The organism is Acinetobacter sp. YH12064 (assembly GCF_013419735.1).
In the GTDB taxonomy this organism is placed as follows: domain Bacteria; phylum Pseudomonadota; class Gammaproteobacteria; order Pseudomonadales; family Moraxellaceae; genus Acinetobacter; species Acinetobacter amyesii.
Genome location: NZ_VOZP01000006.1, coordinates 91,767 through 105,339 on the forward strand (window position 1 = coordinate 91,767; position 13,573 = coordinate 105,339).

13 protein-coding genes and 2 tRNA genes are annotated in these 13,573 nt (G+C 40.3%); 8 read left to right on the forward strand and 7 right to left on the reverse strand.

Annotated elements, in window-relative coordinates; genetic code table 11:
- Positions 1–25: 25 nt before the first annotated feature.
- The 4 genes from pgaB to FTU13_RS07620 all read right to left on the reverse strand — a co-directional run bounded on the left by pgaB (position 26) and on the right by FTU13_RS07620 (position 5,125).
- The gene (gene pgaB / locus FTU13_RS07605; RefSeq protein WP_180126612.1) at positions 26–1,282 is read right to left on the reverse strand and encodes a poly-beta-1,6-N-acetyl-D-glucosamine N-deacetylase PgaB; all 1,257 of its coding nucleotides are present in this window, start codon (positions 1,280–1,282) and stop codon (positions 26–28) included.
- A gap of 306 nt (positions 1,283–1,588) precedes the next feature.
- The gene (locus FTU13_RS07610) at positions 1,589–3,301 is read right to left on the reverse strand and encodes a flotillin family protein (RefSeq protein ID WP_180024120.1); all 1,713 of its coding nucleotides are present in this window, start codon (positions 3,299–3,301) and stop codon (positions 1,589–1,591) included.
- Between the two features lie 176 nt (positions 3,302–3,477).
- Positions 3,478–4,116 carry a YqiJ family protein gene (locus FTU13_RS07615; RefSeq protein ID WP_180007473.1) on the reverse strand — a complete coding sequence of 213 codons (639 nt, stop codon included), beginning with the start codon at positions 4,114–4,116 and terminating at the stop codon, positions 3,478–3,480.
- Positions 4,117–4,582: 466 nt separating this feature from the next.
- Complete coding sequence (locus FTU13_RS07620; RefSeq protein WP_111884395.1) at positions 4,583–5,125, reverse strand: hypothetical protein; 543 nt, start codon at positions 5,123–5,125, stop codon at positions 4,583–4,585.
- A gap of 321 nt (positions 5,126–5,446) precedes the next feature.
- On the opposite strand from FTU13_RS07620, the gene cysD reads away from it, so the two are divergent.
- The 6 genes from cysD to FTU13_RS07650 all read left to right on the forward strand — a co-directional run bounded on the left by cysD (position 5,447) and on the right by FTU13_RS07650 (position 10,397).
- Positions 5,447–6,361 (forward strand): sulfate adenylyltransferase subunit CysD, encoded by a 915-nt coding sequence (gene cysD, locus FTU13_RS07625; RefSeq protein WP_078189893.1) that lies wholly within the window; start codon positions 5,447–5,449, stop codon positions 6,359–6,361.
- Positions 6,362–6,528: 167 nt separating this feature from the next.
- Entirely contained in the window at positions 6,529–8,142 is a 1,614-nt protein-coding gene (gene cysN, locus FTU13_RS07630; protein WP_180126610.1) for a sulfate adenylyltransferase subunit CysN, read from the forward strand.
- 84 nt (positions 8,143–8,226) lie between these two features.
- Positions 8,227–9,174, forward strand: a complete 948-nt coding sequence (locus FTU13_RS07635; RefSeq protein ID WP_180126608.1) for a DUF4238 domain-containing protein — start codon at positions 8,227–8,229, stop codon at positions 9,172–9,174.
- A gap of 113 nt (positions 9,175–9,287) precedes the next feature.
- A complete protein-coding gene (locus FTU13_RS07640; RefSeq protein WP_180126606.1) occupies positions 9,288–9,809 on the forward strand; it encodes a PadR family transcriptional regulator in 522 nt (173 codons plus the stop codon).
- Positions 9,806–10,123 carry a DUF3861 domain-containing protein gene (locus FTU13_RS07645; protein ID WP_180115382.1) on the forward strand — a complete coding sequence of 106 codons (318 nt, stop codon included), beginning with the start codon at positions 9,806–9,808 and terminating at the stop codon, positions 10,121–10,123. Before FTU13_RS07640 ends, FTU13_RS07645 begins: the two co-directional genes overlap by 4 nt.
- Before the next feature lie 13 nt (positions 10,124–10,136).
- Entirely contained in the window at positions 10,137–10,397 is a 261-nt protein-coding gene (locus tag FTU13_RS07650) for a DUF2798 domain-containing protein (RefSeq protein WP_180126604.1), read from the forward strand.
- A 13-nt stretch (positions 10,398–10,410) separates the two neighbouring features.
- Here FTU13_RS07650 and FTU13_RS07655 read toward each other — a convergent pair whose 3' ends face one another.
- Positions 10,411–10,761 (reverse strand): co-chaperone YbbN, encoded by a 351-nt coding sequence (locus FTU13_RS07655; RefSeq protein ID WP_180115380.1) that lies wholly within the window; start codon positions 10,759–10,761, stop codon positions 10,411–10,413.
- 131 nt (positions 10,762–10,892) lie between these two features.
- Here FTU13_RS07655 and FTU13_RS07660 point away from each other — a divergent pair, with 131 nt between their 5' ends.
- Positions 10,893–11,885, forward strand: coding sequence for an NAD(P)H-quinone oxidoreductase (locus FTU13_RS07660; RefSeq protein ID WP_180126602.1), 993 nt, complete (start codon positions 10,893–10,895; stop codon positions 11,883–11,885).
- A gap of 494 nt (positions 11,886–12,379) precedes the next feature.
- Here the strand turns inward: FTU13_RS07660 and FTU13_RS07665 are convergent.
- Both FTU13_RS07665 and FTU13_RS07670 read right to left on the reverse strand, forming a co-directional pair.
- A tRNA-Leu gene (locus FTU13_RS07665) sits at positions 12,380–12,465 on the reverse strand.
- 10 nt (positions 12,466–12,475) lie between these two features.
- Positions 12,476–12,549: transfer RNA gene (locus FTU13_RS07670), tRNA-Cys, on the reverse strand.
- Positions 12,550–12,701: 152 nt separating this feature from the next.
- On the opposite strand from FTU13_RS07670, the gene folD reads away from it, so the two are divergent.
- Positions 12,702–13,550 carry a bifunctional methylenetetrahydrofolate dehydrogenase/methenyltetrahydrofolate cyclohydrolase FolD gene (folD, locus tag FTU13_RS07675; RefSeq protein WP_078192972.1) on the forward strand — a complete coding sequence of 283 codons (849 nt, stop codon included), beginning with the start codon at positions 12,702–12,704 and terminating at the stop codon, positions 13,548–13,550.
- The last annotated feature ends 23 nt before the right edge of the window (positions 13,551–13,573 follow it).

A 13,573-nucleotide genomic window follows, 5' to 3' on the forward strand; every position in this document is an offset into this window, starting at 1 on the left:
AAATCTGATGATGTAGGCATTGGTATCAGTCCTTAGCTAGGGCAGGTGCAAATGCCTTTTTTATTTGCTGTACATCTGGATGATTTTGCACGAAATCATCTGGATAATACCCAATATGTTGCACACCATGCTGTTCCAGTAAACGGATGGTGTCAGTCAGTTCCTGATTGGAAATAGGTTTTTGATGATTCCAATCGGTCACTTGAAGTTCAAAAATGGTACGGCTCAAATTGGGGTCATATTTTTTGGCACGCTCGATCAAGTTTAAATAAAACTGACGATGGTCATTTGCCTTTTCCATATAGGGCATGGCCATGATGGCGTTGTAATCATAATGTTGATACGTGCTGGCATTGGACTGGCTAAACCATTTTTCACTGTTCGGGTTCAGCACAGCTTCAGCATACATATTGCGAGCAAAATGTAATTCAGGTTGTTGCTGTTTTAAAATCTGACTAATGCCTTCAGCAAATTGGTCTAAATAGGCGGTTTTGTAGCGTGAAAATTCAAGTTGCTGCGCATGCTTTGGCTGTCCAATCAATTGTTGATCGAAGCCCCATGTTTTGTAGGTCTGAAGCGCTGCTGCACTATTATCCTCAAAATCATTGAGAGTGATATCGTCATGATAAATAATGCCATCTACTTTATTTTGCTGAATAAAGTCTAGAAAAATTTCTGCTGTGTATTGTTGGTTTTTCGGGTCAAAGGGTGATATCCGAATATAACCTTTTTTTTCACTTTGGCTTTTTACATATTGCAACGGGTATTGTTTCGGAAACTCCCACGCAATTAAAGGCAGCCATGCATATACGGTTTTTACTTGAGTCTGCTGTCGTATCTCATGCAAAACACGTTGAAATAAATCTGAGCGCATTGGGATATAGCGATTTTTAAAATACACCGCATCAGCCGAACCATTGGCATCAGGGTCTGCAAAAGCCTGTAGAAAAATCATATTGGCTTCAATGTGACGGATACGTTCAATCAATGCGCGGATATTTTGTTCTTGTTGAGCCTGATTGACATCATATACATAATCTAAGTCGATATGCATAATGCGCATACGTTCAGGAGTACTTGGCTTTTGTGTATTATTGGTCAGGGTTTGATGTACAGAATTGGCTGATGCATATTGCTTGACCAAATCTTGTATAGGATGGTGGGTAATACGTACCGTTTCAGCACTGCTACAGCCTGAAAAGACCAAACCGAAGCAGGTCATTAGACCTATTAATTTTTTAAAGGGGCGTAGGGAAGTAACGGCATTTAAGGAAGAAGTCATATTTATACTTGCACTGAGCGTATTATCATTCGTAAATGTTTTCATCGCATATTTTGCTGCACGTTTTAGCAAGTACAGCTAAGCAGAATATGATGAATTTGAAGATTGTAGCAAGATTGCAGGGGAAGGGTTATTCTTAAAAGTGTGATTTGGTTTGCACTTTGTTGTGATCCAGTATTTCGTCATTTTACAGTCATGATTTGGTACTGAACGAATTATTTAAGCTCTCGTAAGTCTTCCTTGTCGATGATCTCAATAAAAAAAACCGCAGGATTAAGCTGCGGTTTTTTTAGCGTGTAAAACGAATTAACCAGCTTTTTTGTTTAAGCTCTGAGTTAAACCGTTAATATCGCCACCTTGGATACCAAGCTCACTCATCAAGCTATCAATCAGTGGGGCCTGGCTGCGGTAGCGTAAGGCACTATTCACCACTTGGTCTGATAAGGCAACATTGCCGCTGCCTTCGTGGTGAGCATCACCTTGGCAAGAACCTGCATGACCACCATTTAGACCATTTACTTGCAAAATCTTAATGTCATCAATGTTTTCCATTGGTTTAACACTTTCGCGAATGATTTCTGGTAAGTATTTCAGCATCGCTAAACGAATTTGCATTTCAACCTGTTCAGATGACAGTACGTTGTTTGCTTCGTTCACTGCACGTGTACCTTCAGCATCAACTTGGTATTGTTTTTCCATCGCTTGAGCCAAGAGAACTTTTGCGTCAGCTTCACCTTTTGCTTTTAAACGAACTTTTTCAGCTTCGGCTTCAGCTGCAATACGAATCGCTTCTGCATCATCTGCTGCTGCTTGTTTACCTGCTTCAGCCGCGACAGTAATGGCAATCGCATCTTTTTCCGCTTTTTCTTTCGCAGAGACCAATTCAACAGCTTTTTGACGTTCAGCTTGTTGGATTTGACGAACGGTAATCACTTCTTCTTCGGCTTTTACCGCTTGAGCACGGGCTTGATCGGCATGTGCCTTAGCTTCAGATTCAGCACGAGATTTTTCAGCAATGGCAATTGCACGGTCTTGCTCAGCGAGTTCAATGGTTTTCTTTTGTTCCACTTGGGCTTGCTGAATAATTTGTGACTTTTGAATATTTTGATTTTCAACGTCACGTGCAGCAGTAATACGCTTTAAGTCAACTTCACGTTCAGCAGCAATACGCGCTTCTTCGGCTTCACGTTTTTTAGCAGCTTCTTGTGATGCAATTTCTGCAAGCTGTTCTGCACGACGGATTGAAATTTCACGTTCTTGTTGCAGTTTTGCATATTCTTCTTCACGCAAAATTTGTAGACGTGCTTGTTCTGCTTCTAAGTTCTTGGTCTTAATTGCAAGATCTGCATCTTGTTCAATCGCATTACGTTTACGACGACGGTCTTCAATGGTTTCTGTCAGTTTAGTTAAACCTTCAGCATCGAACGCATTTTGTGGGTTAAAGTATTTAAAGCCAGTTTGGTCTAAACCAGTTAATGAAACGGTTTCAAGTTCCAAACCGTTTTTATGTAAATCTTCAGACACCACTTGCTGAACTTTTTGAACGAAGTCGACACGTTTTTCATGCAATTCTTCCATCGCCATTTCTGCGGCAACTGCACGTAGAGAGTCAACGAATTTACCTTCGACCAAATTTTTAAGCTCATTTGGCGACATGGTCTTTTGACCTAACGTTTGTGCTGCGGTAGCAATCGAATCTGCGGTTGGTTTCACACGGACATAGAACTCCGCCATCACATCGACACGCATACGGTCACGTGTAATCAGCGCTTGGTCATCTGCACGGCGTACTTCAAGACGTAGGGTGTTCATATTGACTGGGATAATTTCATGTAGCACAGGAAGCACAATAGCACCGCCACCTAAAATCACTTTTTCACCGCCGAAGCCTGTACGCACAAATGAAATCTCTTTACTTGAGCGACGATAAAGTCGAGCAATAATAAAACCAATAAAAATAAGTGCGGCAAAAATTATCCCGACTGAAACAAGGATACCGCTTGGAATAATGTCTAACATGGACGTTTATCTCTTTTGTTGTAGTTCAAGTTAACCCTCTAAAGTGCTAACAAGTTTGGTTTAAAAATCAGTATTTTGTTGACTCATCATGACTTCGAGATTTGCTGAACGTATGACGCGTTAAATGTATTTATATGTTGTTTGAAGAACTGATCGAGCATCAATTCATTCAAAATTTAGAGCATGGTGGCTTGAAAGCCTACATTTGTTTTTTGGGTTAAAACCACTGATTGACCTTGGCTGAAAATTTCATCTTGTTCAGGTTCAACCAAAATATAATGGGTCAATCCGTGTTGATCTTTGACTTTGGCTTGAGCAGGAGACTGGGGTCGTGCATCACCCAAAATGATCGTGGCCGTTCTACCGATCAATTCATCACTATAAATGGCAGTGGTTTCATCTTGGGGTAAAATACGGGCAATGAGCATTGCGCTAAAACGTACGAAGGGCATGCACAGAAAAATACAGGCTGGTGCAATAATCCATGCACTGAACATCATACTGGTCATTTGGTTAACGATGGCTTGAATAGCAAAGCCCAACAAACTATAGACACATAAGAAAATGATGAGCCATACAAACAGTGGAATACGACCCAAATACAACCAATCGAGCACACGTGTCACGATACCTGCATCGGCATCTACACCTAGCTCTGCATTATGACCAACATCCTCAGGTAGGAATTGATCTAAGAAGCCTTGAGAACCACCCCCTAAAATTGTTAACACAATCTCAAAAAGTCCAAACAAGAACATTAAGCAGAGACTGATGCTAAACACGATGTTAGACGGGTGAGTAAACAATTCCCACATTATATTTATCTCTATATTTATGCTTATAAAAAATCAAAAAAATAATTCTGGCTGAATTTTTTTTCAGTAAATAAAATAACATTATCTGTCGAAATTGTGTAAAAAAATTACAGATCAGATTAACAAAAAGTCGGCTTTTATGTGAGCTATTACTAAGTTTTTCTTTAAAAATAGTTGATCAATTAAGTCAGGATTATCTAAATCTAAAGTTAATAGTATTTCTGCTTTACCCATTTAAGATTTAAGTCATTGTGATCAATCAAATTTTCAGTCTAATTGCAGATATATATAAGTGGTCGTGCTCAAGGGAGAGAAATGGCCTGTTAAACGGCACAGAAAACAATGTTAGGAAATGTAAATTTATAAGCGTCACGGCAGTGCTGAGGGCTTTGCCGTGACTTTCGATGTCATATGAAGATTTGAACTGGCGTTCAATAGAGCGCTTTTTAGTAAGCTTTAACCCTTTTTATAACAATGAAGTTTGAATCCGTACTTTCATATCTAATGCCGCTTGAACAATAAAGGTTTTCATCCACTTCACTTGCTCGCCCATCGGATTGGTTTTAATCGCGGTGTCTAAAAAGCCCATGCTTTCAAGTTGAAACAGTTGCTTTTCGATCTCTTCCTCTAACTGGGTGCTATTGGCTGCGAGCGGGAAGTGGATTAAGTGAAATGCTTTGGGGAAATTATAAAAAGCATAGAGCAGATTAAATGCACGTTGATCGGCTTTTAAATTGCCAGCGCCAATTTCGTAGCCGCGATCTTGGTTACTGTGAGTCACCCCAATCAAAAATTCGAGTTTATTGTCCAAAAGTCGTAGGCCGAACTGAAGGCCAATTTGGTCAGCACTCAGCTCATGCTGTATAAAGTTATTCAGCGGGCTGCCGTCATCATTCAAGGCTTCTTGGAGCACGAGCATGTGTGAAGAATGCTGATAAATATAGCCAGCAAGACCTGCGGCTTCAATCAGCGACTTTAAGGTTTCAAGCGTATAGTGACTATATGGCATATCAATAACTATTGGAGAGCGATATAGCTACTTTAGGTAGTTTGAGCGAGTTTGAATACCGATTATTTAGAGGATTTAGCGATTAGTTAATTGATAAAAAATTGCGTAGACTTACGGATCTCGGACTAGAATAATAATGAAATTGATAAGTCTATCGTATTAAATTAATTAAAATTGATAAGCAGTATCAGACAATTTGTATATGACGAATAAGAATATCAATATCACAAAACAAGCAATCGTTATGAAAGCTTAATCACTATAATGTATATATATCTTTAAAAGTGTAATAAGTACACATATTCTAAGCTGGTGTTGTCCATGTCATTAAATGAGGAAAGACTTACTCATCTTAAACAGCTTGAAGCTGAGAGTATTCATATCATCCGTGAAGTTGCTGCTGAGTTCGAAAACCCAGTCATGCTGTATTCAATCGGTAAAGATTCAGCGGTCATGCTGCATCTTGCTTTAAAAGCATTCTATCCTGCCAAACTTCCATTCCCACTACTGCATGTAGACACGGGTTGGAAATTTAAAGACATGATTACTTTCCGTGACAACATGGCAAAAGAGCATGGCTTTGATTTGATCGTGCATCAAAACAAAGAAGGTAAAGACGCAGGCGTGAATCCGTTCGATTACGGTAGCTCAAAATATACTGATATCATGAAAACTCAAGGCTTAAAACAAGCACTTGATAAATATCAGTTTGATGCGGCTTTCGGTGGTGCGCGCCGTGACGAAGAGAAATCTCGTGCCAAAGAGCGCGTTTACTCATTCCGTGATACTAAACACCGTTGGGACCCTAAAAACCAACGTCCTGAACTTTGGAATCTTTACAACGGTAAAGTGAACAAAGGCGAAAGTATTCGTGTGTTCCCATTGTCTAACTGGACTGAGTTGGATATTTGGCAATACATCTACCTCGAAAATATTAAATTGGTTCCTTTGTACTTGGCTGCTGAACGTCCAGTGGTTGAGCGTAACGGTACTCTGATCATGGTTGATGATGAGCGTATGCGTTTGAACGAAGGTGAAGTGCCACAAATGAAATCGGTGCGTTTCCGTACTTTAGGTTGTTACCCACTGACAGGTGCGGTTGAATCAACTGCAACAACTTTACCGGAAATTATCCAAGAGATGCTTTTAGCCACCACATCTGAACGTCAAGGTCGTATGATCGACCATGATGAAGCAGGTTCGATGGAAAAGAAAAAGCAGGAAGGTTACTTCTAAGAATCTTAAGAAATCTCCCTTGCGCAGCAGTGCTGCTCACCCTCTTTACTAAAGAGGGGGAACTCCCGAGAAAGAACGGAGCAAAGTCTCCCTTTCTTAAAGGGAGATTTAGAGGGATTAAAAAGATTCAGAAACCGATTTCAAAAGAATATGTGGAGCTTTGAGCAATGTCTCATCAATCAGATTTAATTAGCCAAGACATCTTGGCGTATTTAAAACAACACGAAAATAAAGACCTTCTACGTTTCCTCACTTGCGGTAACGTGGATGATGGTAAATCGACTTTAATTGGTCGTTTACTTTACGATTCAAAATTGATTTATGAAGATCAATTGCAAGCCGTAACACGTGACTCTAAAAAAGTCGGTACTACGGGTGATGCACCTGACTTGGCTTTACTTGTAGATGGTCTACAAGCGGAACGTGAGCAGGGTATTACCATTGACGTGGCTTACCGTTATTTCTCTACTGAAAAACGTAAGTTCATTATTGCTGACACCCCAGGGCATGAGCAGTACACACGTAACATGGCAACTGGTGCGTCGACTGCCGACCTTGCGATCATCTTGATTGATGCGCGTTATGGCGTTCAAACCCAGACTCGTCGTCACTCATTTATTGCGAGCCTTTTAGGTATTCGTAATATCGTGGTTGCAGTGAACAAAATGGACTTGGTTGAATTCTCTGAAGCGCGCTTCAATGAAATTCAAGCGGAGTACAACGAGTTCGTTAACCAACTGGGCGATCGTAAACCTGCGAACATTATCTTCACGCCAATTTCTGCGTTGAATGGTGATAACGTTGTAAACAAATCACCAAATACGCCGTGGTACCAAGGTCAGACTTTAATGGAGACTTTGGAAACTGTTGAAATTTCGCATGATACAAGCAAGCACGAATTCCGTTTCCCTGTTCAGTATGTCAACCGTCCGAACCTCGACTTCCGTGGTTTCTGCGGTACGATCGCACTTGGTGAAGTGAAAGTTGGCGATACCATTACTGCATTACCATCTGGTAAGTCTTCTACGGTTAAAGAAATCGTGACTTTTGATGGTAACTTGGACCATGCTGTTGCAGGTCAAGCGGTGACTTTAACACTGAATGATGAAATTGATATTTCACGTGGTAACGTGTTGGTAAAAGCGGGTGAACAGCCGTTAATTTCACGTTCTGCACGTGCCTCTGTGGTATGGATGACAGATGCGCCTTTAGTGGTTGGCAAACTGTATAACGTGAAGTTTGGTACTCAAACTATTCCTGCGAAAGTTGCGAAAATCAACTACCGTACCAATGTAAACACATTGGAAAAAATGGAAGTGTCTGAGCTTGAGTTGAACTCAATTGCTGATGTAACCATCGAGTTTGATGCGCCAGTGGTATTTGACCGTTACCAAGACAGCCGTTACACAGGTTCATTCATCTTTATTGACCGTTTAAGCAACGTAACTGTTGGTGCGGGTATGGTTGAGTCTGCAGTGGAATGGACTGCACACAACGAGCCTGTAACTGCTGAAGCGCGTGCTGCACGTTTAGGTCAAAAACCTGCTGCGGTTACTGTAACTGCGAAAGCACTTGAAAATGCGCAAGCGATTGAAAGCTTGTTGATTCAACAAGGTGTGGTTGCGATTGCTAAAGCTGGTCTAGATGTTGCTCAAGTTGCATTGCTTCGTCAAACAGGCGTAGTGGTAGTGACTGATGTTGCAGAAGGTACAGATGTAAGCTACGTAGATGAAACTGCTGAAGATGTAGCTGAGAAAATTGTTGAGTTGGTTCGTCTTTAAGACTGTACTGATTTTAAAAAAGACCCGCTGAAAAGCGGGTCTTTTTATTGTTATAATGAGTATTAAAATTAAAAAGTAAATATTATGAAGATAAATGGTGTTGCAACGATACAGCATTATGTTCCGCAATGTATTTTAAGAAATTTTAAAAGTGGCAAGAAAGACCAAATTTATGTTCTAGATAAAATTAGAAAAAAAATCTATCTCTCAAATATTAAAAATGTCGCTAGTGAGAGATATTTTTATAATATTGAAATAGATGGAGAGGCTATTACTCTTGAGGATTATTTTGGAACAAAAGTGGAACCCAAAATTAATAATATCCTAAATAGAATTAGTGAAAATAAAAATCTGAATGTCTTGTCAACGGATGAAAAAATATTTTTGAGTGAATATATTTGTATCCAATATTTAAGAACTAAGAGTCATAGAGAATCAGTTAAAGATTTGATTATGAAAATGGTTGAAAAATTAAAAGGATTTGGTATTCCAGAGGTCAAAAATTTTTCATTTGATGATGTAAATACAAGAGTTGCACAAATAACAACTATGAATCTTTTAACTTTATCTAAAGAATTGCTTCCTTGTATGTTGGATAAAAAGTGGTTTTTATTAAATTCTTTTGATGCAGGGTTTTGTATTGGTGACGCACCAATAGTATTACGTAATTACACTATTAATCCAGTTTTTGGCGATCCTGATATTGGATTTGGATCAAAAGGCATAGAAATTTATTTTCCCATTAGTCCAAATTTATGTATAGCAGCTATATGCTCTAGTCATATGGAAAAATTGGTGAAAGCTAGATCATTTCCTAATTATGATAAACCGGGAATGACAATTCTTGGAGCTATTGAATTGGGCAGTTACTTTAATGTCACAAAATCTTATGAGCAATATTTGAACCGATTGCAGTTTAATTTATCGGAGCAGTTTTTATTTTCACAAAGTGAAAGTGAATTGAAAGAGTATTTAAATTTAGTATTAAGCAATTCTGAGGTTATCGGTCAAAAAAGATTTAAATTTTATTGAGTGTGTCATAGCTGTTTGTAAATTTAACCATTTAGTACTAAATGGGGATGGTTGAAAATTAGGTAAACTTAATTTAAGATATATCTTAATTAATCTTAAGTTGTATCTTCGCAATGTCAAATTCAGACCTTCTCGACAGTAGCGATAGTCCAGTCAAAACCCGAAAACGCTTGTTTGAAGCAGGGCACATGAAACTATTGGTGCTGCATCTTATTTCCCAAGCGCCTAAATTCAGCTACGACATTATTAAAGATGTTGGTGCAATCGTAGGCGGCGGTTACAGCCCAAGCACAGGGACAATTTACCCAACGCTGAATTACTTAGAAGAACAGCAATACATACACGCAGAACTAAATGCGGAAGACCGTAAACAATACAGCGTTACGCAGTCAGGCTTAGCGCATCTGGATACCGAAAAAGCCACAGTAGAGAAAATTCTGTGTCGTTTTGATACCCGTAAGCAGATTCATAACAATGAACAATACGTCGACATCAAACGTGCGATGGAAAACTTAAAAGCATCACTGCGCATCAAAATTCAGCACTGTGAACTGACACCTGAACAGGTGTATGCCATTGCAGAAAAAATCGATCAGGCGGCAGTCGAAATCAGCCGTATGGAGGTGACACAATGAAACAGCATCAATATGAAATCACGCTCAAACACATTGCTGATGCGCAGGGCAATCCTTCGACCTATACCGAAGCTTTGCAGTTTAATGCTTACAACCATGATGACATGTTTAAGGTGCTAGAGCATTTGATCAAAGCACAATTGTTAGATGATGAAAAAACCAAAGCCTTTGCCGTGGGTCTGAAACTGTTTGGTGAAACTTTGCTGGAAAATAAAGACCATCCTTTATTTAGAGATTTCATGCCGCATTTCGGCCAGTTTATGAAAACACTAAAACAAACAGTAAAAGCCCAGAATGCAGCCCAAGACGAATAATAGGTATTTACAGATGAATCAACTCCCAAAATTTCATCCCAAACACATGACTTGGCTGATGCCCTTAATCTTGTCCGGCATTATGAGCGGTTCAATTTCCTGCTTTAACATGCTGATGAATAAAGGCTTAGTTGAAGGCTTTCTTGGCATTTGGCTGCGCGCATGGAGCATGTCGTGGATGATGGCCTTTCCGCTCATTTTGATCGTGTTGCCATTGGTGCGTAATACGCTAATGAAGTTTGTCCGTCTGCCGAATGAGGCTGCATCCAAATAAAAGGCACATCTATTTAGTCATGTATTGAGTGTGACTGCATAGCATCTTGAATGATGGCTGTTAATTCAGTCAGTGATTTGACACCTGCAATACGTTGAATGACTTGCCCGCGATAAAATACTAAGGTTGAAGGTAGTCCATAAACGTTATAGCGCAAGGTTAGTATCGGTGAGGAATCAATATTTACCTTGCCAAATTTGAGCTGTGCATGCTGTGCGGACATTTGACTTGCGCACTGCTCAAATACAGGGAAGTTCTGCACACAGGGCGCGCACCAGTCTGCATAGAAACGAATCACGGCAAAACCATCGAACCATTCATAGTCGCTGGCGTTATCTTCGTTATATTCAACAACCTGAACCATGTGCTGCCTATTATTAATTTGCTAAATAGTCAGCCAATTATACATAAGTCCATTGTTATTCAATCTGTATGCTTTCTATGTTCAAATAGTGCAGAGATAGATGAATAGTCAATAATTGAAAAGGAAAAACAATGTCACAGCAAAGCATGCAGCAGGTCATTATTACTGAACCGGGCGGTGTCGATAAACTGGCGTATGAAAGCGTTGCCATCCCAGATGCGAAAGCGGATGAAGTGTTGGTTAAAGTGCATGCCTTTGGTATTAACCGTCCAGACATTTTACAGCGCCAAGGCTTGTACCCAATGCCGAAAGGGGTAACAACAGTACCGGGTCTGGAAGTGGCAGGTGAAGTGGTTGCAGTCGGTGCCGATGTCACCTTGTTTAAAGTGGGTGATAAAGTCTGTGGTCTAACCAATGGTGGCGGTTATGCTGAGTATTGTGTTGTACCTGAAAGCCAAACTTTGAGTATTCCTGAAGGCGTCAGCTTTACTCAAGCAGCGGCCATTCCTGAAACGTTCTTTACAGTTTGGGCAAATGTATTCCAAATGGGTAAAGCCAAAGCAGGTGAAACGGTACTTATTCATGGCGGTACTAGCGGTATTGGTACTACAGCGATTATGTTGTGTAATGCTTTAGGTATGAAAACCTTTGCAACAGTCGGTTCAGATGAAAAAGTGGCAGCGATCTCTGATATCACGCATGCGATTAACTACAAGACTCAAGACTTTGAGCAAGTGATTAATGAAGCGACCAATGAGCAAGGTGTAGATGTTATTTTAGATATCGTTGGCGCACCGTATTTGGCGCAGAACCTCAATCTATTACGTCGTGATGGTCGTTTGGTCTATATAGCCTTCTTAGGTGGTGCAAAAGCCAAAGAAGTAAAACTGGGTCAAATCATGATGAAGCGTTTGACCATTACAGGCTCAACCATGCGTGCGCGTAATACTGCAGAAAAAGCAGAGATTGCCAAAGGCATTCAGGAAAATGTTGTTCCGTTATGGTCTAAAGGTGAATGCCTGCCAATGATTTACAAAACATTTAAGTTTGACCAAATTCAAGAAGCACATGCAGCCATGGATACAGGCGAGCATGTGGGTAAGATTGTGGTTGAAGTGATCTAAAGTTTTTTTTTAAAACACGCTGTATTTGTAGGGTGTTTTAAAATAATTAAGGAGGGCAATGTCCCTCTTTTTTATTGTATTCCTATCTGATTTGACGCAGTAACATCAAAAGCACAATTTGATTCAAATAAAAGAATGATACGCGGTAAGGTCATCCGCAAGTGTTTGAGACAGGGTTGTTTTTAATCAAAAATGTTTTTGCAATACTTTGAATAAGTAGACGCTAGTGAACGAGTTTTGTTGGTGATGTGCATTGCACCGCAAGATGGTTTCCTTGCGAAGCTTCGCTTCTCATTTTGCCGAAACAAAAGTACCTCCAGCCGAAGGCTAATCCCTTTATTCAATCCCTAGATGTAAGACTCTGTCGAGTAGATTTAAATATCGGTAAATAATGTGAAATTACTTTTACGTGCGTAACATCTGTTGCTAAATTTTAGGCATAAAAAAACCAGCTTATCGCTGGGTTCTTTATTACACCATCTTCAATAGAATAATGGTGCCCGAGGCCAGACTCGAACTGGCACGCTTTGTGGGCGGGGGATTTTAAATCCCCTGTGTCTACCGATTTCACCACTCGGGCTTAACAAGATTGGAGGCGGAGGTCGGAATCGAACCGGCGTACACGGAGTTGCAGTCCGCTGCATGACCACTCTGCCACCCCGCCATGTCTTGTTGATGCGTATATTAGCAAGCTCTGAAAAAAAAACAATAGCAGATTCATCTGTATGAGCATAAAAGCAGCATACAAGGTAAAAAATTTAAAATAATCATGTATTATGTGCAAAATTGATTCATATCATCACTTGGAGAAGTGCCGTGGCATTAGTTTTAGATGGTCGTGCATTGGCGAAGAAAATTGAAGCTGACTTGTTGACTCGCGTAGAAGCGCTAAAAGAGAAAACTGGTCGTACCCCAATTCTTGCGACTATTTTGGTAGGTGACGATGGTGCATCTGCAACTTATGTACGTATGAAAGGGAATGCTTGCCGCCGTGTTGGTATGGATTCATTAAAAGTTGAGCTTCCTAAAGAAACCACAACTGAGCAATTGCTTGCTGAAATTGAAAAATTGAATGCAAATCCAGATGTTCACGGTATTTTGTTACAACACCCCGTACCTGCTCAAATTGATGAGCGTGCTTGTTTCGATGCGATCTCTCTTGAAAAAGACGTAGATGGCGTGACCTGCTTAGGTTTCGGCCGTATGGCGATGGGTGAAGCTGCATATGGTTCAGCGACTCCTGCAGGCATCATGACCATTTTAAAAGAAAACAACATTGAAATCGCAGGGAAACATGCGGTTGTTGTGGGTCGTTCTGCAATTTTGGGTAAACCAATGTCTGCGATGCTACTTGAAGCGAATGCAACAGTGACCACTTGCCACTCACGTACTCAAAACTTAGCTGACTTTGTTAAGCAAGCTGACATTATTGTGGGTGCGGTAGGTAAAGCTGAATTGATTCAAAAAGATTGGATCAAACCAGGTGCAGTGGTTGTTGATGCTGGCTTTCATCCACGTGATGGCGGCGGTGTAGGTGATATCCAATTGGTGGGTATTGAAGAAGTTGCTTCTGCTTATACACCTGTTCCGGGTGGTGTAGGTCCTATGACCATTACAACGTTGATTCGTCAAACTGTTGAAGCTGCTGAAAAAGCGTTGGGTTAATCTTTAGACCTCTCTCTTGCGAA

What these genes read in the sequence shown, in the direction of transcription:
- pgaB (WP_180126612.1), bottom strand. Translation starts at nt 1,282, where the DNA reads ATGACTTCTTCCTTAAATGCCGTTACTTCCCTACGCCCCTTTAAAAAA.
- FTU13_RS07610 (WP_180024120.1), bottom strand. Translation starts at nt 3,301, where the DNA reads ATGTTAGACATTATTCCAAGCGGTATCCTTGTTTCAGTCGGGATAATT.
- FTU13_RS07615 (WP_180007473.1), bottom strand. Translation starts at nt 4,116, where the DNA reads ATGTGGGAATTGTTTACTCACCCGTCTAACATCGTGTTTAGCATCAGT.
- FTU13_RS07620 (WP_111884395.1), bottom strand. Translation starts at nt 5,125, where the DNA reads ATGCCATATAGTCACTATACGCTTGAAACCTTAAAGTCGCTGATTGAA.
- cysD (WP_078189893.1), top strand. Translation starts at nt 5,447, where the DNA reads ATGTCATTAAATGAGGAAAGACTTACTCATCTTAAACAGCTTGAAGCT.
- cysN (WP_180126610.1), top strand. Translation starts at nt 6,529, where the DNA reads ATGTCTCATCAATCAGATTTAATTAGCCAAGACATCTTGGCGTATTTA.
- FTU13_RS07635 (WP_180126608.1), top strand. Translation starts at nt 8,227, where the DNA reads ATGAAGATAAATGGTGTTGCAACGATACAGCATTATGTTCCGCAATGT.
- FTU13_RS07640 (WP_180126606.1), top strand. Translation starts at nt 9,288, where the DNA reads ATGTCAAATTCAGACCTTCTCGACAGTAGCGATAGTCCAGTCAAAACC.
- FTU13_RS07645 (WP_180115382.1), top strand. Translation starts at nt 9,806, where the DNA reads ATGAAACAGCATCAATATGAAATCACGCTCAAACACATTGCTGATGCG.
- FTU13_RS07650 (WP_180126604.1), top strand. Translation starts at nt 10,137, where the DNA reads ATGAATCAACTCCCAAAATTTCATCCCAAACACATGACTTGGCTGATG.
- FTU13_RS07655 (WP_180115380.1), bottom strand. Translation starts at nt 10,761, where the DNA reads ATGGTTCAGGTTGTTGAATATAACGAAGATAACGCCAGCGACTATGAA.
- FTU13_RS07660 (WP_180126602.1), top strand. Translation starts at nt 10,893, where the DNA reads ATGTCACAGCAAAGCATGCAGCAGGTCATTATTACTGAACCGGGCGGT.